Origin of the sequence: Bradyrhizobium sp. SZCCHNRI20481 (assembly GCF_032485055.1) — a bacterium.
GTDB lineage: Bacteria > Pseudomonadota > Alphaproteobacteria > Rhizobiales > Xanthobacteraceae > Bradyrhizobium.
The window spans coordinates 1-19,800 of sequence record NZ_JAUEUE010000021.1 but is presented as its reverse complement, the minus strand read 5'-3'; the positions used below and the strand labels follow the sequence as shown (position 1 = coordinate 19,800).

17 protein-coding genes are annotated in these 19,800 nt (G+C 64.4%); 10 read left to right on the top strand and 7 right to left on the bottom strand.

Annotation, left to right across the window (positions count from 1 at the left end; genetic code table 11):
* Positions 1–12 precede the first annotated feature (12 nt).
* On the bottom strand, positions 13–891 hold the full coding sequence (locus tag QX132_RS28845) for a class I SAM-dependent methyltransferase (RefSeq protein ID WP_316163474.1): 879 nt from the start codon (positions 889–891) through the stop codon (positions 13–15).
* Positions 888–2,150, bottom strand: coding sequence for an ABC transporter ATP-binding protein (locus QX132_RS28840; RefSeq protein ID WP_316163473.1), 1,263 nt, complete (start codon positions 2,148–2,150; stop codon positions 888–890). Before QX132_RS28840 ends, QX132_RS28845 begins: the two co-directional genes overlap by 4 nt.
* Positions 2,151–2,469: 319 nt before the next feature.
* On the opposite strand from QX132_RS28840, the gene QX132_RS28835 reads away from it, so the two are divergent.
* From QX132_RS28835 to QX132_RS28805, 7 genes are all read left to right on the top strand, one after another.
* Positions 2,470–3,609, top strand: a complete 1,140-nt coding sequence (locus tag QX132_RS28835; RefSeq protein WP_316163472.1) for a glycosyltransferase — start codon at positions 2,470–2,472, stop codon at positions 3,607–3,609.
* Positions 3,606–4,805, top strand: a complete 1,200-nt coding sequence (locus QX132_RS28830; protein WP_316163471.1) for a hypothetical protein — start codon at positions 3,606–3,608, stop codon at positions 4,803–4,805. The genes QX132_RS28835 and QX132_RS28830 overlap by 4 nt, the downstream gene beginning before the upstream one ends.
* A 68-nt stretch (positions 4,806–4,873) precedes the next feature.
* Positions 4,874–5,140, top strand: a complete 267-nt coding sequence (locus QX132_RS28825) for an acyl carrier protein (protein ID WP_315741085.1) — start codon at positions 4,874–4,876, stop codon at positions 5,138–5,140.
* A 1-nt stretch (position 5,141) separates the two neighbouring features.
* Positions 5,142–6,356: a beta-ketoacyl-[acyl-carrier-protein] synthase family protein gene (locus QX132_RS28820; protein WP_316163470.1), complete on the top strand. Its 1,215-nt coding sequence runs from the start codon at positions 5,142–5,144 to the stop codon at positions 6,354–6,356.
* 190 nt (positions 6,357–6,546) lie between these two features.
* Positions 6,547–7,212 (top strand): MaoC family dehydratase, encoded by a 666-nt coding sequence (locus QX132_RS28815; RefSeq protein ID WP_316163469.1) that lies wholly within the window; start codon positions 6,547–6,549, stop codon positions 7,210–7,212.
* Positions 7,213–7,224: 12 nt separating this feature from the next.
* Positions 7,225–8,019 carry an SDR family NAD(P)-dependent oxidoreductase gene (locus QX132_RS28810; RefSeq protein ID WP_315758013.1) on the top strand — a complete coding sequence of 265 codons (795 nt, stop codon included), beginning with the start codon at positions 7,225–7,227 and terminating at the stop codon, positions 8,017–8,019.
* Between the two features lie 12 nt (positions 8,020–8,031).
* A complete protein-coding gene (locus QX132_RS28805) occupies positions 8,032–9,165 on the top strand; it encodes a glycosyltransferase (RefSeq protein WP_316163468.1) in 1,134 nt (377 codons plus the stop codon).
* Between the two features lie 26 nt (positions 9,166–9,191).
* Here the strand turns inward: QX132_RS28805 and QX132_RS28800 are convergent, their stop codons facing one another.
* The 4 genes from QX132_RS28800 to QX132_RS28785 form a co-directional block, all read right to left on the bottom strand.
* Positions 9,192–10,727 (bottom strand): B12-binding domain-containing radical SAM protein, encoded by a 1,536-nt coding sequence (locus tag QX132_RS28800; RefSeq protein ID WP_316163467.1) that lies wholly within the window; start codon positions 10,725–10,727, stop codon positions 9,192–9,194.
* A 135-nt stretch (positions 10,728–10,862) separates the two neighbouring features.
* Positions 10,863–12,080: a radical SAM protein gene (locus QX132_RS28795; protein WP_315717191.1), complete on the bottom strand. Its 1,218-nt coding sequence runs from the start codon at positions 12,078–12,080 to the stop codon at positions 10,863–10,865.
* Between the two features lie 76 nt (positions 12,081–12,156).
* Entirely contained in the window at positions 12,157–13,362 is a 1,206-nt protein-coding gene (locus QX132_RS28790) for a pyridoxal phosphate-dependent aminotransferase family protein (protein ID WP_315776280.1), read from the bottom strand.
* 44 nt (positions 13,363–13,406) lie between these two features.
* Positions 13,407–14,660, bottom strand: a complete 1,254-nt coding sequence (locus QX132_RS28785; protein WP_315782541.1) for an LptF/LptG family permease — start codon at positions 14,658–14,660, stop codon at positions 13,407–13,409.
* 352 nt (positions 14,661–15,012) lie between these two features.
* Here QX132_RS28785 and QX132_RS28780 point away from each other — a divergent pair, with 352 nt between their 5' ends.
* Together QX132_RS28780 and QX132_RS28775 are read left to right on the top strand one after the other, a co-directional pair.
* Entirely contained in the window at positions 15,013–16,155 is a 1,143-nt protein-coding gene (locus QX132_RS28780) for a glycosyltransferase (protein ID WP_315776278.1), read from the top strand.
* Entirely contained in the window at positions 16,152–17,285 is a 1,134-nt protein-coding gene (locus tag QX132_RS28775; protein ID WP_316163466.1) for a glycosyltransferase, read from the top strand. The genes QX132_RS28780 and QX132_RS28775 overlap by 4 nt, the downstream gene beginning before the upstream one ends.
* Here the strand turns inward: QX132_RS28775 and QX132_RS28770 are convergent.
* Entirely contained in the window at positions 17,230–18,312 is a 1,083-nt protein-coding gene (locus QX132_RS28770; protein ID WP_316163465.1) for a glycosyltransferase family protein, read from the bottom strand. The genes QX132_RS28775 and QX132_RS28770 overlap by 56 nt on opposite strands.
* A 172-nt stretch (positions 18,313–18,484) precedes the next feature.
* Between QX132_RS28770 and QX132_RS28765 the strand changes: the two genes are divergently transcribed.
* Positions 18,485–19,486: a UDP-glucuronic acid decarboxylase family protein gene (locus tag QX132_RS28765; RefSeq protein WP_315741074.1), complete on the top strand. Its 1,002-nt coding sequence runs from the start codon at positions 18,485–18,487 to the stop codon at positions 19,484–19,486.
* The last annotated feature ends 314 nt before the right edge of the window (positions 19,487–19,800 follow it).

Below are 19,800 nucleotides of genomic sequence, written 5' to 3'. Positions count from 1 at the left end.
CAATCCATCCCGTCAATCACCGTCGGAGCGACGAACGAGGCCGATCGCGCGCAACCAGCCAGAAGGCTGCCGTCTTTCCAGTTCGCCGACGCGCTGTTTGAATCTCTCGCTTTCCTGCCACCAGCGGTCGGTCTGCTCCCTCTGCCATTGCAAGTCGATGGCGGCGCGGTAGCGATCGACGAGCCATTCGCCGCGATAGAGATAGCCGCGGATCTTGTCCGGCACGCCTTCCGCGAGCCCGGCGCGGTACCAGCGTTCGCCCTTGGGAAAGAGGATGCCGAGCCCCCACCGGTTCAGGAATTCGAAGTGCGGATGGCGCTGCTTGATCTCTGCCCAGAAACGGGCGGACTCGTAGCCTGATGACGGCGCGATATCATGCATCAGGACGATTCCGTCCGGGGCAAGCTTTGGCAACCAGGTGGTGAAATCGCTGCGAACCGCATCATAGGTGTGCAGGCCGTCGATATGCAGCAGATCGATTGAATCGTCGTCGAACGCTTCCGTCGCCTGATCGAAGCGGGCGCGATGCAGCACAAAGCGATCATCGGCGAACGAGCCAGCCATCGTCTTCGCTGCCGTCTCGTACACTTCGCCGCCGTAGTGGCCGCAGTGCTCGTCGCCTTCCCACGTATCGATGCCGACGACCCGGCTCGGCAGATCGCGATCTTTGACCGCCTGGCAGAAGGCAAAATAGGAGCAGCCGTAGTGAACGCCGAGTTCGACGATCAGGCGCGGCCGCGAAAAGCCGACAAGATCATACGCGAAGTCGCGGTGCCCCTGCCAGGGGGATATCGCGAGCTGCGGGTTCAGGACATCCGACTCGTAAGCTGGTTCGCTGACGACCCAGGCTGGTTGCTGCGACAAGTCGGCGGAATGCTCGGGCTCGATCATACGCCGCACCGGATTGATGGAGGCGCTGCCGAACCGGGGGCTGGCCAGGCCGTGGAATCGCCAAACGGCACGATGTCGAGCTTCGTTATCGGGTTGTTGAAGATGCCGTGGATCGCCAGACCAGGACTGATGGCGTTGAGCTTGACGACGCTATGAGCCCAGCATTGGACGACGTGCCGCAGCGGATCCGTGCCCTCCCCAATGCCGACCGTAAGGGTGTAGTCGCCCGGCTGGATTTCCGGCCAGACAAATTCGAGCCGCACCAGGTGTTCGCCGGGATCGAGTGCGACGACGCCGCGGGCGAGGCTACAACTGTTCTCGCCGCAGATTTGATTGCCGTGACGGTCGCAGAGCAGATAGCCGACGATCACGTGCGTCTTCGTTGCGGCGCACCCCAGCAACAGATCGACGCTGATCCGGTCCCCCGCCTGAACCGTACCGGCCGGAGCAAGATCAGGTTTGGTGACGGCGACCCGCCTGATCAGAACGTCCCCCGCCCCGCTCAATTGCGACGATTTGAGATCAATCCATGGCAGCCGCTCGAACCTATTCGCGTCCATGTCCGCGCCCGGCGCGGAGCGTCTGCCCAGCGCTGCGGAGCCGGCGTCCGCCACGGAACGGTCGCGTCCGTCGGAGACGCGGTGCGACATCCTGATGTAGAAATCGACTGCATCCCTGGAGCTTCCGGCGAAGACGATTTCGCCGCGGTCGAGCACATAGGCGTATTCGGTCACGCTGCGGATCGCCTGGAGGTCGTGCGTGACGAAGACCTTGGTGACATCAGCCATCGCCTCCCTCATGTGGCGGATGCACTTCTGCTGGAAGAAGATGTCGCCGACGCTCAGCGCCTCATCAACCAGCAGCACCTCCGGCTTGAGACAGGCGGAGGTGGCGAACGCCAAACGGACGGTCATGCCGCTGGAATAGGTCTTGGTCGGTTGGTCGATGAAGTCGCCGATGTCCGCAAACGCGGCGATTTCGTCGAATTTCGCGTCGGTTTGCCGCCGGCTCATACCGCGGATGGCCGCATTCAGATAGACATTCTCACGCCCCGAAAAGTCCGGATCGAAGCCGCTGCCAAGCTCGAGCATGGCGGCAATGCTGCCGACGACGGCGATCTCGCCCTGGCTCGGCGTCAGCGTCCCAGCGAGCAGCTGCAAGAGCGTGCTCTTGCCTGAACCATTGCGGCCGATGATGCCGACACTGGCGCCGCGCCGCACCTCGAGCGAGACGTCATGCAGGGCGTAGTAGTTGCGCACGGCGCCATGCGACAATCGCTCGCAGGTGTCTCGCACCGCGGCCGGCAGGAACGGCAGTTGGCCAAGCCGCCCGAGCATCGGCCCATGTAGGCGCGCCGCCGGCGACGACCAGACCGTATAGGCTTTGGAGACGTTCTCGACTTTGATGGCGAGTGATGGCATCTGCGCAGACTGCGGACGAAGGCCATGCCATCAAACATCAACGAGCAGGCCCTGGCAATTGCAACCTTGAAGATGTCCGATATCTATCAATCCGGGGCGAAGAACGGTAGAGAAGAACGACGGAATCGTTGAATACAATTCGTACCGGTATTCTTTCTTGATCTGGGACAACACATTGCCCCGCTGGGCGCCGCTTCTGCCGGCCAAGCTTCGCTTCCGGCACATGCTGGCGGCGCATCACGGCGGACGGACAAAGGGCCGGTTCGTGGCTGTCCCGGAGGAACCGCCGCCCGACCCGCGCCGCGCGCCACTCCGCATTCACTTCTGGACACCCAATCCGTGGCCCAGCACCGCCATCCATGTCGATCGGGTCGTACCGGAGTTGCGCCGTCAAGTCGCAGCTCTCGGTCTGCCTTGGCAGATCGATGCCGGAGGCCTCCCCACCGCGCCGGTGGATTGGCTGCTCTGCCTCAAGGCCGTCCCGCCGCGTGGCCTGTGCTCACCGCATCGTACCGTCCTGCTGCAGCCCGACGACGCGGACCGGGTCTGGGCGAATCTCGACCGCTTCGCTCATGTCGTCTCGGTTTCCTCTCCGGTATTCGCATCGTTCTTAGGGACTGCCCATTCCCGCACCTGGTTCATCGAGGAGACCGAAACGGTCGATCTCATCGAAAGCGGCGGCGCCGCGCTCGACGCTGCGGCACCCTCGCAACGACCGCCACTCTTGTTGTGGCATGGTACGCGGGAAAGCCTCGATGGTCTCGTCGCCCTGAAGGACGCGCTCGCTTCGCTCGGCCGCGACACCGATGCCGAACTGGTCATCCTCACGAACCTTCCGGAGCGGAGCGAACGGTGGGGTGCTCTGCCAGTCCGCTACGCCGCCTGGTCGCCCAAAGCGCTGTGCGCGCTGGCAGCCCAGGCCCGGCTGGGCATCGTCCCGGCGCGGCCGTCAGTTCCCGATTCCTATCTCAAGTCTGCCGGCCGCATGCGTGGTCTGTTCGCCCGGGGATGTCCGGCCATCGGCGACGCCCGGTCGCCGGATGTTGTCGCCTTCAGCGAGATCTGCGGCATGCCGTCGGCGCAGACCGCGGATCAATGGCGCGACGCGATTCGGCAGATCTGGAACGATGATGTGCGGCTGGATCGCATTGCGCGTCAGGGACATGCCCAGATGCGCGCGCATTACAATACGGCTCGAACCGCGGCCCAGTGGCTTTGGTTCCTCGGCGGTGGGGCCGAAGGGCCCGACCGCCACGGCAGCCCCCATCCCGCTGCCTTGCCCCGAGACCGCACATGACCGCAACCGGCGAGAACAGCCGCTCCTCTTCTGCGGTGGTGCATCGCCGCACGACCTCGTCGCCGCTGACGATCGAGCAGGTCCACACCCGCGCGCAATTACACGATTTCATCGTCCTGCCGCGAGTGATCTACAACGGGATGCCGGGTTTCGTCGCTCCGCTCGACTACGAACGGCGGCAGATGCTTGATCCCCGGCACAACTCATTCTTCACGCATGGGCAGGCAGCCTATTGGATCGCCATGCGGAATGGTCGGCCGCAGGGACGCATCTCGGCCCAGATCGATCACGCTGCCACCGGGCCGGAAGCGGCCGACATCGGACTGTTCGGGTGTCTCGACGCGATCGACGACGGCGACGTCGTCAACGCGCTGTTCGTGGCCGCGGAGGCTTGGCTGCGTCGGCAGCGGCGCAAGGTGGCTCGGGGACCGTTCCTGCTGTCGATCAATGGCGAATCTGGCCTCCTCCTGGAAGGGCAACAGGAGCCGCCGATGACGCTGTTCCCATGGCATCCCGGCTATCTCGATGGTCGCGTTCGCGACGCCGGATACGCGCTCGTCCGAGAGTTGCTCTGCTTCGAGTACAATAGAATGGACGTCGGCACCGAGGGGCGTTTCGAACGATTCTCCTCCATGCGACGTCACGCCGGCATCACCACGCGCGACATTCATCTCGACGCCCTCGACGCCGACATGGAGCTGGCGAGGCAGATCTTCAATGATGGTTGGCAGGACAATTGGGGCTTCACCCCGACCACGCAGTCCGATGTGCGTGCACTGACTGCCCAATTCAAGCCGATGCTGTTTTCGGACGCTGGATTCTTCATCGAGGTCGATGGCGAGCCTGCAGCATTCATGCTGGCGATTCCCAACTTGTTCGATGCCGCCGCCGGGCTCGGGCCTGTCCCGAGCCTCGTCGGCTGGCTCAAGCTGTTGATCCGCATCAAACGCGCGAAGTACCGTTCCTTCAGAATTGTCCTGCTCGGCATGGCCTCGAAATACCGCAGCAGCGCTCTCCGCGCAGCGATTGCGGCCGTCATGGTCGAGGAACTCTGGAAGCGCGGATCGACGCTGGGCATCGACCGGGCAATAGCCGGGTGGGTTCTCGACAACAACCCCCTGGCGCAATCCCTGACGCGGATCGGATTGCGACAGTCCCACACCTATGGAGTCTACGAGAAGAGCATTGTAGACTGACTTGAAGTTGCCGCAACAAAGCAGCGCAACCGAGCACGCAATCGGAGGCACGATTGACCCAATCGAATGTGGAAAAGGCCGCTCCTGCCGCCTCCCTGGCCGACCAGATCCTTGAAGTCATTGTCAGCGAAGGGAAGATCGACCCGGCCAAGACGACCCCCGATGCGACGCTGGAGAGTCTCGAGATCCAATCCATCGACGTCGTCATGATCCTGATGGCGATCGAGGAGAAGTTCGGCGTCTATGTGCCGATCGACGGCGGCATCGCTGACGTCAAGGACCTGAGCGGATTCGTGCAACAGATCGAAGCCCGCATTCTGGTGGAGCGCAGCTGACGTGTCGCGCCCTCGCGTCGTCGTCACCGGCATGGGCGCGGCTTGCGCGACCGGCAAGGGCATTGACGCCCTCTGGCGCGCAGCCCGCGACGGACAAAGCGCCGTGGGACCGCTCGAGTTCGAGCGGCCGGGCTCGAACCAGATCAAGCTCGCAGCGCAGATCAAATGCTTCGCCCCGGAGAGCTATGTCGAGGCCAAGGTTCTGCCGTTCTGCGACCGATACGCGCAGCTTGCCATCGTCGCTGCGGACGAAGCCCTGTCCCAGGCAGGCCTTGCGCGCGAGGAGCGCCAAGGGCCGACGACCGCCGTGATTCTCGGAACCGGCGTCGGCGGCATCACCACCATCGACGAGCAGTGCTACAGCGCCTACGCGACGAAGTCCCGTCTCAATCCGCTGGCCATTCCGCGCATCATGAGCAGCGCCGCCACCTCGCACCTGAGCATACGCTACGGCTGCACTGGCCCGACCTTCACCATCACGAGCGCCTGCGCCTCATCGGCCCAGGCGATCGGAGTAGGTACCTCGCTGGTCCGGTCCGGCGCGGTGGAGCGGGCGATCGTTGGCGGCAGCGAATCGTCGATGACCGCGCTGAATATCCGCACCTGGGAATTGCTGCGAGTGCTGACCCCGGATGCCTGTCGGCCCTTCTCCACCGGCCGCAACGGCATGGTGCTCGGCGAGGGCGCCGCCATCATGGTGATCGAAAAACTCGAGACCGCGCGCCGACGCAACGTCGAACCGCTGGCCGAGATCGTCGGCTATGGCACGTCGAGCGATGCTTTCGACATCGTTCGTCCCGACCCCAATGGCGCTCGGTCCGCGATCGAACAGGCGATCGCCGACGCCGGGCTGACGCCCGGCGATATCGACTATGTCAACGCCCATGGCACCGGCACCGTCGCCAACGATATCGCCGAGGCCGAGGCGCTGCAGCGCGTGTTCGGCGACCGGCTGCCCCGCCTCGCAGTGTCGTCCACGAAGCCGATCCACGGCCACGCACTGGGCGCCGGCGGGGCGATCGAGCTGGCGATCACCATCATGGCGATGCGCGACAACATTGCGCCGCCGACCATCAACTGGCTCGGTGCCGATGCGAAATGCGGCATCGACCCGGTCGCCAATGCGGCGCGCGCAATGCCGATCCGCGTCGCCATCTCGAACTCCTTCGCCTTCGGAGGCGTCAACGCATGCCTCGCCGTCGCGCGGGCGGATTGACCCTGAGGGATCTGATGTGAGCGGGCCGGACAGCGCGCAGGATCAGGTCAGCATCGGTCCGATTGCCGTCCGCGCTGACAGGGCGGACGTCGCTGCCTTCGTGTCCGCGCTGGGGCTGCAGCGCCGCTTCGGCCCCGTACCGTTTGCCTTTCCGATCCGCTGGCTCAGCCTTCCCGCAATCCGACCGACCGTGATCGGCAGGCTCGGGCTCACCGATGAAATCGTCGTGCAGCAATCGCAGACCTTCACCTATCATGAAGGCCTCGGCCCCGATCGCGACTACGGCTTCGCAGTCGAAGCCCGTCGCGAGCGGACCCCAACGGACCGGACGCTCTTGCGCGGGACCGTGTGCGATTCCGAAGGGCGGATCGTCGCAACGCTCGACACGCTGTTGCGCACGTTTCGTCCCGACGCAGCACGCGACGCCGCACTCCGCTCGCGCCCGATGCCGGACTCGAGCTTTCCGGTGATCGAGACCGGGCCGATCGACATCGCGCAGACCGAGAGCTACGCGGCGGCATCGCTCGACGACAATCCGCTCCACAGCGATCCCGCGACGGCTCGCGCCGCAGGTCTCGACGGCCTGATAATCCACGGCATGCTGGCGATGGGGCAGATCGAAGGCGCGCTCCGCGACTGGATGCCGGCACTGCGGATCAATCGCATCCATGGCAATTTCCTGTTGCCCGTTCCAGTTGGCAGCCGCCTCCTCTTCTCCGGCCGTGTTGTCAAGCGAATGCCATCGGACGTGCCGGGTAGCGGTCGCGCCGAGCAGTTGATCCTGCGCGTTATCGTCTCGACCGATGCGGGGTACGCAGCATGCGTCGCTGAAATCGCGGCGCGCCACGACGGCTGAGGATCGCACATCATGTCCGCCTCCAGTTCGATCGTCATCACCGGAGCCAGCAGCGGCATCGGCCGCGCGCTCGCGATGAACTATGCCGCGCCAGGGATCCACATGGCGCTGTCCGGTCGGGACGAGGGCCGCCTGGAAGAAACGGCAGCACAATGCCGGGCCAACGGCGCAGCCGTCACGACCGCGTCGATCGATGTCCGGGATCGCAATCGAATGGCGGGATGGATCCGCGCCGTCGACGACGCCGCCCCGATCGGGCTCGCGATCGCCGGCGCCGGGGTCACCGCTGGGCTCGGCATCGGCCGGCTGCGGGAAGATCCGGCCGTCGTGCGCAACGTGATCGCAATCAACCTGATCGGCGCCATCAACACCATCGATCCCCTGGCGGAGCGGATGTGCATGCGCGGGCGCGGGACGATCGCCGTCATCGGGTCGATCGGCGCCTTGCGCGGCCTGCCCTCCTGTCCCGCATATAGCGCCAGCAAGGCCGGCCTTCACGCCTATGCCGAGTCGCTTCGTCCCACTCTTGCCGCCCAGGGCGTCACCATCAGCACCATTGCGCCTGGATTCGTCGACACGGCGCTCAATCGCGACACCGTCTGTCCGAAGCCCCTCATCATGAGCGCCGACCGTGCAGCCACCATCATACGGCGGCGGCTGGAGCGCGGCGATGCGGTCATCGCATTTCCCCGCCTGCTGGCCTTCGGTCTGCATTTGACCCGCCTGTTGCCGCGGCGCTTGACCGACCTTGCGTTCGCCGCAGTCCATGTCGACGTGCCCGAGCGCACCGAACTCTACAACGAGTGACAGGCGACGGCGATGGACGCGCTCTCGATGCTCCCGGTCGCCGCAGCGGCATGGTGGGCGATCTCCTGTGCTCTTCGCATCACGACCATCTCTGCCGCATTGGCGCACCCTCGCTTGCGGCACAGGTTGGCTACGCGACATGATCGACCGCCGGTCTCGATCGTGATCCCAATCCGCCGGCTGGAGTTCGAAGCCGGAGCGGCCTTCACGTCCGCCTTCGCGCAAGTCTATCCGCAAAGCGAGATTCTGGTCGCCGCCGCGGAAGACCACTCGCCGATGATCGAGATCGCCCGGCAGGTCGCTGCGCAATTCCCGGCGGTCGGCGCGCGGATCCTGACCGGAAACGAGCGCATCACTCCGAACCCGAAAGTCAGCAATCTCGCGCCGGCCATCGCAGCGGCGCAGCACGACCTGATCCTGATCAAGGATTCGAACATTCTCCTGAGCCCCGACCAACTCGCCGATCTGATGACGAACCTGACCGCCGGCGTCGGCCTCGTCTGCGCGATCCCGGTTGCCGTCGCCCCGACCGGATTCGCCGCCGAACTCGAGCGAGCATTCCTCAATGGGCAGGCCGCTCCGCTGACGCTGGCACTGTCCGCCGCCGGCGCAAACGTCGGCTTCGGCAAGGTCATGCTGTTCGACCGGCGAGATCTGGCGCGGGCGGGCGGCATCGGATTGATGGCTTCGGCCTTCGGCGACGATCACGCGCTGTCGCAAGGGCTGGCACGCCTCGGCCTGCGAACGGTGTTCGCCGCCAAGGAGATCCGTCAGCCGATCGGCCGGCGGCCGTTCAGCGAAGTCTGGGACCGCCACCAGCGCTGGATGGTCATTCGTCGAATCCAGGCGTCGCTGGCCTTCTGCGCCGAACCGCTGGTCAGCGGCGCTTTCACGGCCCTGTGCGGTGCCGTGGGCGCTGCAGCCTTCGGAATGCCATGGTGGCTGATGGCGGGCGCGACCCTGCTCGGCTGGGTCTTGCTCGACGTCACCTTCTTCGCGGCCAAAGGCTGGGGCTGGTCCTGGATGTCCCCACTCTCTGGATTGTGCCGGGAAGTCCTGCTTCCCGTGATGTGGCTGAAGGCGCTGCTCGACCGCCGCGTGACCTGGGCCGGACTGCCGTTCGACGTTCCCGCCAAGACCACCTGACTAGACCGCCTGACAAGACCGCCTGATCAGAGGCCCGATCGGACCGCCGCCTGACCGATCGCCGCCGGCGGTTCATGCCGCCGCGCAAGGCCGGCATCGATTGATCCGATCTGCCGGTTCAGGCTTGCGATCACCTCTTTGGAGAACGGCCCAACATGGAGGTAGAGTAGAAATAGCGAGACCACCTGTTTGAGCGCCCTCGGATTGCGGATTGCGCATTCGGCGATGGTCGCAAGGAATCCGCTCAGGAGGTCCGGCCGCCGCGCGGCCACGAACCAGAGCAGGCGCACGACCGTCGCCGCATCGTTCAAAACCACCCGCCAGGGCACCGAGGCATTGATGCGAGCCGGGACCAGCAGGCGGGCGACCGCCCGGATCCGGCCGAAGAAGGCCGCAGGCCGATTGACCCGTTCCAATATCGAGCGGTAGTCGCCCAACACGTCGCGCCGCGCCCGGGCGGTTCGGAAATTGAGGCCCTCGGTGCATTGATCGCCGCCATCGGCGCTGCTGACGAAGCTGAAATCGACGTCAGGGTTCAGCCGCCCCTCGCGTTCGAGTCGTCGCGAGAGCTGGGTCTGCGGCAGCGCGGTCAGCAGGCCGACCATACAGATCGGCAGCCCGGCCGTTTCGATGCAGGAGACCATCTCGTCGGCGATCCGCTCGTGTTCGTTGTCGAACCCAACCACGAAACCTGCGGTCACGAACATTCCGGCACGGTAGACCTTGTGGACGCAGTCGGCGAGATTGCGCCGCATATTCTGCTTCTTCTGGGTGGACAGCAGCGCGTCCTCGTTGGGGCTTTCGATCCCAATGAAGACCGCCCCGAAATTCGCGTCGCGCATCAAGTGCAGGAGGACGTCGTCGTCGGCGAGGTTGATCGAGGCCTGCGTGCTGAACGTGAAGGGATAGCCGTGCGCCTTTTGCCAGGCACAGAGATACGGCAGAAACTGCTTCACCGCCTTCTTGTTGCCGATCAGATTGTCGTCGACGAAATCGACATGGCCGCGATAACCGAGCCGGTAGAGGCTCTCCAGCTCACCGAGCAACTGTTCAATGGTCTTGGCGCGCGGCACCCGTCCGTAGAGCTCGATGATGTCGCAGAACTCGCAGATGAACGGACAGCCCCGCGAAAACTGGACGGACAAAGCCAGATAATGGTCGAGCTTGAGAAGGTCGAAACGCGGGGGCGGACTCCTGGTCACATCGACGGTGAATTTCTCCGCCTCGAACAGCCCACGGCGCTCGCCCGCATTCCAGGACTCTATGAAGGCAGCCATCGTCGCCTCGACCTCACCCGGCATGCGAAAGTCCGCATGACCGTAGGCATCCGGACTGGAGGTGATGTCCGGCCCGCCGACGACGACCGGCTTGCCGCGGGATTGACCGAGTTCGATCAGGCGCAGCGTATCGGCCCGCTGCGGGATCATGCCCCCGGTCATGACCATGTCGGCCCAGGCGAGATCGGATTCGCCGACCTCCTCCGCATTGCGGTCGATAAGGCGGACCGACCATTCCTTCGGCAGCATCGCCGCGACGGTGATCAGGCCGAGCGGAGGCTCCATGCGCCGCTTGCCGGCGATCCGGCACGTCGTCGTCAGGCTCCAGAACGACGTCAGATCGAAACGAGGATAGACGAGGAGGACGTTGCATCGTGTCGCTGCCATGAACTCCCTCCAGATCCTGCCGACCGCAGCCGCTCAGTATCCCATCAGACCGCAACAGCGGGCGCAGACGGGCATGAGCCCGTCGCGACCGATGCTCGCCCGGAACTTCCTGTATGGCTCGGAATTCCATAATTCGGTGATCGTCGACGTCTTGACGTTGCCGACGACGTAGTCGTGGTAGTCGCGGCACGGCGAGACATCGCCGTTGCTGTTGATCTCGACCGCCTGGAAGATCGCCGCACATTCGTCATAGCCGAAGTGCTCCTGGTGATCGGTGTAATACGTCGTCAGCTTGTCAGAGCCGGAGATCGGCGGAATCAACGCGACCGCAGGCGATGACCAGCCGGACGATCGTTCCATCACCGCCCGTAGCTGATCGTCCAGCGCCTCCGTGCTGCTGGGCTTCCAGTTTCCGACCCAGCCGTGGTGGCGGGTCGGATAGAAGCCGAAGCGGCGAAAGAAATCCTTCTCGTGCGCCTCCGCGTTACCCTGGTCGATCCACCATGACAGATAGAAGACAAACAGATCGACCTTGTCCCGAAAGGCATCGTAGATGTCGACCAGATGCTTGCAGTTGGCCTGCGAGATCACGGTCAGGGCGGCGATGAAGGGCAGCCCGCGGCCGTGCTTCGCTCGCGCCTCGGCAACCGCATCCAGCCCGCGGCAAAGCTCGTGGAAATTGTCGCCGCCGCCCCCCGCGGCCGGTCGCAGCGCATTGTGCAGGTCAGCGCGATGGCCGTCGACCGACACCTGCAACAGGAAGAGCGGCGCCTTGGCCAGCCGTTCGGCGGAGGCAGCCACCCGCGTACCGTTGGTCGCGATGCTCACCGGCAGCCCGAGTTCGGTAGCGCCCTCGATCAGGTCGAGGATGCCGTCATAGAGCATCGGCTCGCCGCCCCAGAAGTAGACCAGCGGGCCATGACCATGGTCGACGAGGTCGTGCAGCAATTCGAGATAGCGACCGGTCGGGATCTCGCGCTCCTTCAGATGCCGAAGGCTGGAGTTGAGCAGATAGCCATTGTCGCCCCACTGGCCGCAGGTATGGCAGCGCAGATTGCAGCGGTCGGTCAGACGGAAGCTCGCTTGGCGAATCCTACCGGCCTCGCCTTCCGCACGACTGATCCGGAACTTGCTGAAAATCCGCTTGTCAGCCTCCATCTGGATCAGCTTGGTTGCGATCCATGGATGCGGAAGGACTCGTCGCGCGTAGCGCGCCGCAGTTAGTATCCCCAGGCTGCTCGTCTTTGCCATGACTTCCCGACCGTCGTCGTCCCATCAAGCCCGATCCGAAGCCGCGACGCCGTGCGGCGCCAGCATCATCTTCCAATCAAGCCAGCTTCACCAACTTCGACACCTCGGCTACGGCGTCGACCGCCGCCCGGATCTGATCCGGCGTGTGGGCAGCGGAGACGCTGAAGCGCAACACCACGTCTCCGTCGGGTGTCGCCGGCGGCACCAGCAAATTGACGTAGATGCCGCGATCGAGCAGTGCCTTCCAGAATTCATAGCCGGCGGCCAGCCCCGGCATCCGGATGCTCCCCACGGGGCCGGGGTCCGCGCATGGCCGGATGCCGATCCCGGCGAGGCCGTCATGCATGGCTCGCGCGTTGCGCCAGAGGTCGTCCCGCAATTTCGGCTCCCCTCCGATGAGGTGAAGCGCCCGCCGCGCCGCCGCCACGATCGGAGGTGGGAGCGATGCGGTGTAGAGATACGGCCTGCTCATGAAGCGCAGCGCGCGCAACGCACTCGAATCGCTCACGGCGTAGCCACCGATTCCGCCAAGGCTCTTGCTGAAGGTGCCGACGATCACATCGACATTGGCTTCGACGCCGAGGTGTTCGGCGATGCCGCGGCCGTAGCGCCCATAGATGCCGAGCGAATGGGCCTCGTCGACGATGACCACCGCTCCATGGCGCCGCGCGACGGTCGTCAGCCCCTTGAGCTCGCCAAGGTCGCCTCGAACGCTGTAGAGCCCCTCGCAGATCACCAACGTCTGCGGTCCAGGGACGTTGCTGCGCGCAAATCGGCTGTCGAGATCGCTGCGGTCATTGTGAGCGAAGCTCTCCACCTGGGCGCCACTCAACCGACAGGCATCGAAGATGCTGGCGTGGCAATGGGCATCGACAAAAATCATGTCGCCCTTGCGGGCGAGCGCCGAAGTCACGCCCAGATTGGCCATGAATCCCGTGCTGAAAATCACCGCGTCGCGCCGACCATAGAGGGTCGCGATGTCCTCCTCGAGCATCACGTGGAGACGGTGATTGCCTGCAGCGACCCGCGAAGCCGTGGAGCCCGTCCCGTAGTGTCGCGCAGCCTCGACCGAGGCCTCGATGCACGCCGGATTGAAGTTGAGCCCAAGATAGCTGTTGGTACCGAACATCAACGTTCGGCGGCCTGCGACCATAGCGGTGACGGTGTCCACGACATCATCGACGACGATGCTCAGCGGGTTGGTTCGCGAATCGGCCAGCCTCTCCAGCGAGCTGCCGAGGCGATCTGCACGCGCCAATATCCCGTTTCCGCCGTTGTCCATAAGCCGATCCGTCCAAGTAATCGATGAGTCGCCCGAACTACCCGTCAAGGACACGGCGGCGCGATCGCGTTCGGCAATTGATCGTGCGGTCCATTGGCAAAAACGGCGGCGCCCCCGTCCCACAAAGCTAGTCCGGCGTGCAGCGCCGGCACGCCGGTCATTCCGAGCCGCATCGAAACGGCGGGCGTGGCAGACGGTGCGGCCATCGCCCCGCCGCGGCGCCTGAGGGCGAGGATGAGTGCCAGCGCCAACTCGGCCAGAAAGAGCCCGCCGACCGCCCATGTCGTCCGCAAGTCCACCAGCGTCTGCTCGATGGTGAGCACCATGAAGAAATGCAGCGCCCCGATCGCGGCGCAGACGAGCAAGGCACGCGGACCTCGGCGGTCGCCGAAGCTGCGCCAGACGGGAAGCAGTTCGAGGCCGAGCCAGGTGTGGAGGAGCGCGAGAAGCGGGATTCCCAGGCGGTTGAGAGCCTCATGAATCCATTCGCGCGCCGTCCCCGGGTCGGCCATGGCCTTGGAGCGGCCATCGAGGAAGTCCTGCAGGGGCACTTCGTCGATGATCGTATAGTCACGCTTGACGCCTCCGAAGCCATATTCGTTCAGTGGTACGAATATACGAGCATAGGCGACGCTCCTGACCTCCGACTGTCCGTTCCGCAAGCTCTGAACGGTCCCGTCGAGCAGCACTAAGCCGCTTTCTTCCCCCTGCCTTTCGAACACCGCGTAACGAGCTTTGAAGACCCGCTCCTCGCCGTCGGACATCTCCTGCCGGATGAAGACATCGGCAAGCTCGTTGCCCTTGATGTAGTTCCTGAAATAGAAGACCTGACGACCATGATCGAACTGATTGAAAACGCCGACCTTGAGCAACGCCGGATTTACCCCGCGCCGCAGCGAGAACAGCACGTCGTGGAGATGCCCTGAGGTTAGCGGAACGACCCAACAGGTCAGCAAATAGCCGAGCGCCACCGCGGCGAACGCGACGGCAAAACCCGGCAACCGCGCAGCGAAGGTCGAGCGACCGCTCGAATAGATCACGATCAGGATCCCATCTGCTGCAAACCTGCCGTAGGACCAGACGATCGCGATCGCAACCAACGCCGGGAGAACATGGAAGAGGATCATCGGCCCAGTGCTGGCGAGCGCGGGCCACACCAAGCTGGTATAGAGCGCCTCTTCGCCCAGATGGCTGATCAGAGAGATCAGAATCACCGGCGCGACGACAGCCGCAACGGCGACGGCCGAAGCAAGCAAAATCTGCCGTGTCAGATATCTGTCAATGACCCCAACTAGCACGCTTCGCCCCTGGCAGCAGTTCCACTCCGGGGGGACGGTCCTTCCTAGGAATCGTTCCCACCACGGCCCCCAAAGCCGTATTGCCGGCGACTGTCTCTTACCGCCGACACTAGACATACGAAAATTATACTATCTTGGCGAGCATGTCATGAAAACGCCGCCGGCCATCCACATTTCGCGCCGCTCTTGCGGGCAGCGGCCGAATACGGTCAATGGTTCGCGGCAATGACGTCTTTGGACAATTTTCCACGTCCACAGCCATCCGACCCGCCGTGTGGACGCCCCGACCAACCGCCGACGGAACCGACCGACGCGGTACTGTCGTCACGAAGCGTAGGCTCACTGAGCAGCAATGCAGAAGCTCATCAATCTCGCGATTTTCATCGACGATCTTGGTGTCGGCGGGACCCAGAACTGGCTGACTCTCCTGGTGCCGGCGCTGGCCGCGCGCGGTTTCGCAGTGCGCGTCTACGGCATGCGTGCAATCGCGCATCCCGAAATCCTCGAACGTCTGGCGCCTTACGCCGAAGTTCAAATCATCGGCGAAGGCCGCCTGTGGGCAGGACCCGGACTGCTGCGCCTGGCGCAGGAGCTCCGAACCTGGCCGGCACAGGTCGTGCAGACGGCACTGCCGACCTCCGACATGATCGGCCGCTTGCTGGCATGGCTGACGGGGGTACCGGCGGTCTTTTCTACCATCCGTGGCCGGAACGTCGACAAACCAAGCTGGCAGAGGTGGCTCGATCGCCGCACCGCACACTTGGCCAGGGCGGTCGTCTTCAATGACCGCGAGGCGGTGCCGTTTGCGATCCGCCACGAGGGTATACGCGCAGGCCAGGTCGTCTACATTCCCAATGGCGTTTCGATCACGACGGCGCGCCGGCCACCCGGCGACGTGCGCAGGGAACTACAGACGTCCGCGGAAGCGACCGTGCTCGCGACCGTCGCCCGCCTCCATCCGTCCAAGGGACAACAATATCTGTTGCGCGCCTTCCGTCTCGTTCGCGAGCGCTACCCCGGCGCGGTTCTGTGGCTCGTCGGCGACGGTGAGTGTCGAGCAGCCTTGGAGCGCGAAGCTGACGAGCTCGGGATAACGACGTTCGTCCGCTTCGCGGGCACCCGGCGCGACGTGCGCGACATCCTCGATGCCGTCGATCTCTTCGCGCTTCCCTCGTTGTGGGAAGGCATGCCCAATGCACTGATGGAGGCCATGGCCGCGAGCCGGCCGGTGGTCGCTTCCGATGTCGACGCCATCCGCGAACTGGTGATCCACGGCAAGACCGGCTGGATGGTCAGACCGGGCGACGCCGACGCTCTTGCACGCTGCATGATGGATATCCTGGCGGATCCCGCCCGGGCAGCCGACATCGGCCAGGCAGGCTTGCGGCACGTTCGCGAGCATTTCTCACTGGATGGCATGGCGGATGCCTACGCGACATTGTATCGCGACGGCCTGAAGGACGCGGCACTGCGCGTGGGAGCCCCGTTGCGATGAAGATCGTTCATATCCTCGACAATCTCGATCGCGGCGGAGCTCAAACCATGCTGCGCAGCGTGGTGGCCGGCCTCACGGCGCGCGGCCACATCCAGCACATCATTTGCCTCAACGAGATATTCAACGAAGAGGTCGTCGCTGCCATGCGCGCCGCCGGAGCCAGCGTCGAGATCATCGGGCGGCCGCGCCTGTACGGCCTGATCGGTCTTTGGCACCTCGCCGCGGAATTGCGGCGGCGCCGGCCGGATCTCGTCCACACCGAACTCCCGTGGGGCGATCTGATCGGACGTACCGCCGCGCGCGTCGCCGGCATTGCCCCGATTGTCTCGACTGTGACCGCCCGCTACGCGGACAAACCGCGGCTGCAATTGTGGTTCGATCGCAAGACCGCGGCCTGGGCCGACCGCGTGGCCTTCCAGAGCGCCGAAATCGTTCCCTTCTCGCTCGCGCATGAAGGTGTCCGGCGCGACCAGGTTCAGGTCATTCCGAACGGGGTCGATGCGGACGACCGTGACCGTTCCGTTGCAGCATCCGCCCTGCGCCGGGACCATGGCGGCGGCGCCACCACCATCCTCGGCATGGTCGCACGGTTGCACCCACAGAAGGCCCACCCCGATCTCCTCGAGGCGTTCGCAAAGCTGGCGTGTTCGGACGTTCGCCTCTGGCTGGTTGGCGACGGACCCGATCGCGCGCAACTCATGGAGCAGGCGCGCGCGCTCGGCATCGCCGATCGCGTGGTCTTCGCCGGTGACCGCGGCGACGTTCGCGACTGGATCGCCGCGATGGATATCTTCGTTCATCCGACTTATTTCGAGGGCCTGCCGCTCGCAGTCCTCGAGGCCATGGCCATGGGCAAACCGGTGATTACCTCGCCGGTCGATGGGCTTCGCAGCCTGATCACCTCCGGCGTCGACGGCTGGCTGGTGCCGCCCGGCAATCCCGACGCGCTCGCCGAGCTCATCGGCCACGTCGTCGCCCATCCCGAGGAACGGGCCCGCGTTGCCGCGACGGGCGCGATCCGCGCGCTGTCGCAATACGGCTCGGATCGAGTGGTCGAAGCCTATGAAACGCTATTCAAGTCCGTGCTCGAGGCCCGGAGCGCGGGGAGCGGCGCCAACGGCCGTCGATGAACGCATCGATCGCCGCAAAGGCCGCATCGTTGCCGCAGAAATCTCCGCAACCGATCCGATCGCGATAGCTCTCCAGCCGCACCTCGAATTCGTGCAGGGTCCGCGACGAGAAAGTCGCCAGATCGGCACGCATGCCGTAACCGAGCCGCTCCAGATAGTACGCGTTGAGAAACTGCTCGAAGGCGCCACGGACCGGAATCGACAACACCGGCTTGCCGAGATGCAGCGCCTCGGAGATGAGCGTATGGCCACCGCCGCAGACGACGAAGGCGCAGGACGCCAGATCATCGAGAAACGATTGCTCGTCGAATGCCTTGAAGTCGACGCGACCCAGGCTGCAGCGCTCGCCCAGGCCGTAGACGCGGACAGGCCGGCCAAGCGTGGCGAGATGCTCGACGAAGGCCGGGAACGTCGGATAGCCCTGATAGGCGACGACGTGGTCACCCGTCGTCGGCCGGCGCGCAACGACGTCGCGCCGCAGCAGCGGCGGCAGTTGCCGAAGCCAGGGGCTCGCCGCCCGCGCGGGAACGTCGAAGAAATTGCAGACGAGGTACTGGTCGGCCGAACTGAACAGAAGCCGGACCGCCGCAGCCGTCGCTAACCGGCTCGACACCTGGCCCAGAGGGCATGTGATCCGTCCCATGGTGATGACATGTTGATTGTCGAGCGACAGGCAGGCCACTCCCATCCTGCGCGCCACCCGCGGCACGAAGAACTCGTAGTCGGTCATGGCAAAGTCCGGGACGAAGGCCTCGGCCGCCTGCTCGACCCGGCGGCGCCAATGTGCGCCATTGCTGAGTGTCGCCGCGGTACGCAGCAACGCCGCCGGAGCATCGACCCGATGCGAGCCCACGGGCGTAACCGGATTGGGACACTCGAATACCCGGAATTGGCCCCCGAGCAGGCGCGCCGCTTCTCCATGACAGACGAACAGGAAGTCGTGCTGGAAATAATGCTGAGCCAGGGTCAAGGCGCGGATCGCGTGCCCCCGGCCGGTCCCATGCACGCCATAGAGAATGCGCGCCATGACTTCAGACCGATGCGCCGGCAGGCGGGTGAAGCGGCGGCCAGCGCCGCGAAGGACAATTCACCATCGGCCGGTTCATTCCTTGTGCCGACAGTCCGCAGGACCGTCGCCTTGCCCTTCGACTCATCTTATGGTTGTTATTGGTTGCCGAACATTCTAACGAGCAAGGATCGTGTCGAGAAGAGCGTCCAGGCGCATCAGCGAGAACAGTTTGGTTACGGGCGGCGCCGGCTTCATCGGTTCGCATCTGTGCGAGCGACTGATTTCCGACGGCCATCAGGTCGTCTGCGTCGACAATTTCTTCACCGGCACACGCCGCAATATCGAGCCCCTTCTCGACGATAGGAATTTCGAGCTGCTTCGACACGACGTGACGTTTCCTCTCTATGTCGAGGTCGACAGCATCTACAACCTCGCCTGCCCCGCCTCGCCGGTCCATTACCAGCACGATCCCGTGCAGACGACCAAGACCAGCGTTCACGGCGCCATCAACATGCTAGGGCTGGCGAAACGGCTCAAGGCCATGATCCTTCAGGCGTCGACCTCGGAAGTCTACGGCGACCCGGAGAAGCACCCACAGACGGAGGACTATTGGGGCAACGTCAATCCGATCGGTCCGCGGTCCTGTTATGATGAAGGTAAGCGCTGCGCCGAGACGCTGTTCTTCGACTATTGGCGCCAGCACCGATTACAGATCAAGGTGGCCAGAATCTTCAATACCTACGGGCCTCGCATGCACCCCCACGACGGGCGCGTCGTCTCGAACTTCATCGTCCAGGCGCTGCTCGGCAAGCCGATCACCCTGTATGGCAACGGATCGCAGACGCGATCGTTCTGCTATGTCGACGACATGGTCGATGCGCTCGTCCGCCTCGCCGCGACACCCGACGATGTGACCGGACCGGTCAATCTCGGCAACCCCGCCGAGATCTCGATCCAGGAACTCGCCAGGACCATCATCGACTTGTGCAATTCGCGGTCTGCCATCGTATGCGGGAAGCGACCGGTGGATGATCCATGTCGGCGACGGCCCGACATTGCGTGCGCCGAAGCTGTCCTGTCGTGGCAGCCGAGGATTGGCCTTACCGAAGGCCTGACCAGGACCATCGCCTATTTCGACCGGCTCCTCTCCGAGGATGCTGTCCGCCGATCCCTGCTGGACGACCCGGATTGAGGTGACGGGCCTCGGTGTGGATCGGTCGACGGAATCTCGCTCGCCAGCGTCTGATGCCTGCGCGAGAAGTGGCAAGACGGGCTGGGCGGAGCACAGACTCTCGCTCAGGTCCAAGTAAATTGGCTGCCAGAAACAAGCGGGCATCATGAGATTGCAGGGCAATCTTTTCGCAGCAACCGCCTTCGGAGGGCCAGACTCCTGGCACGCCTGAGAGTTTCAGAACAACAAAATCGCGAAGAAATCTGGCTGGGGCGGGAGGGATCGAACCTCCGAATGGCGGAATCAAAATCCGCTGCCTTACCGCTTGGCTACGC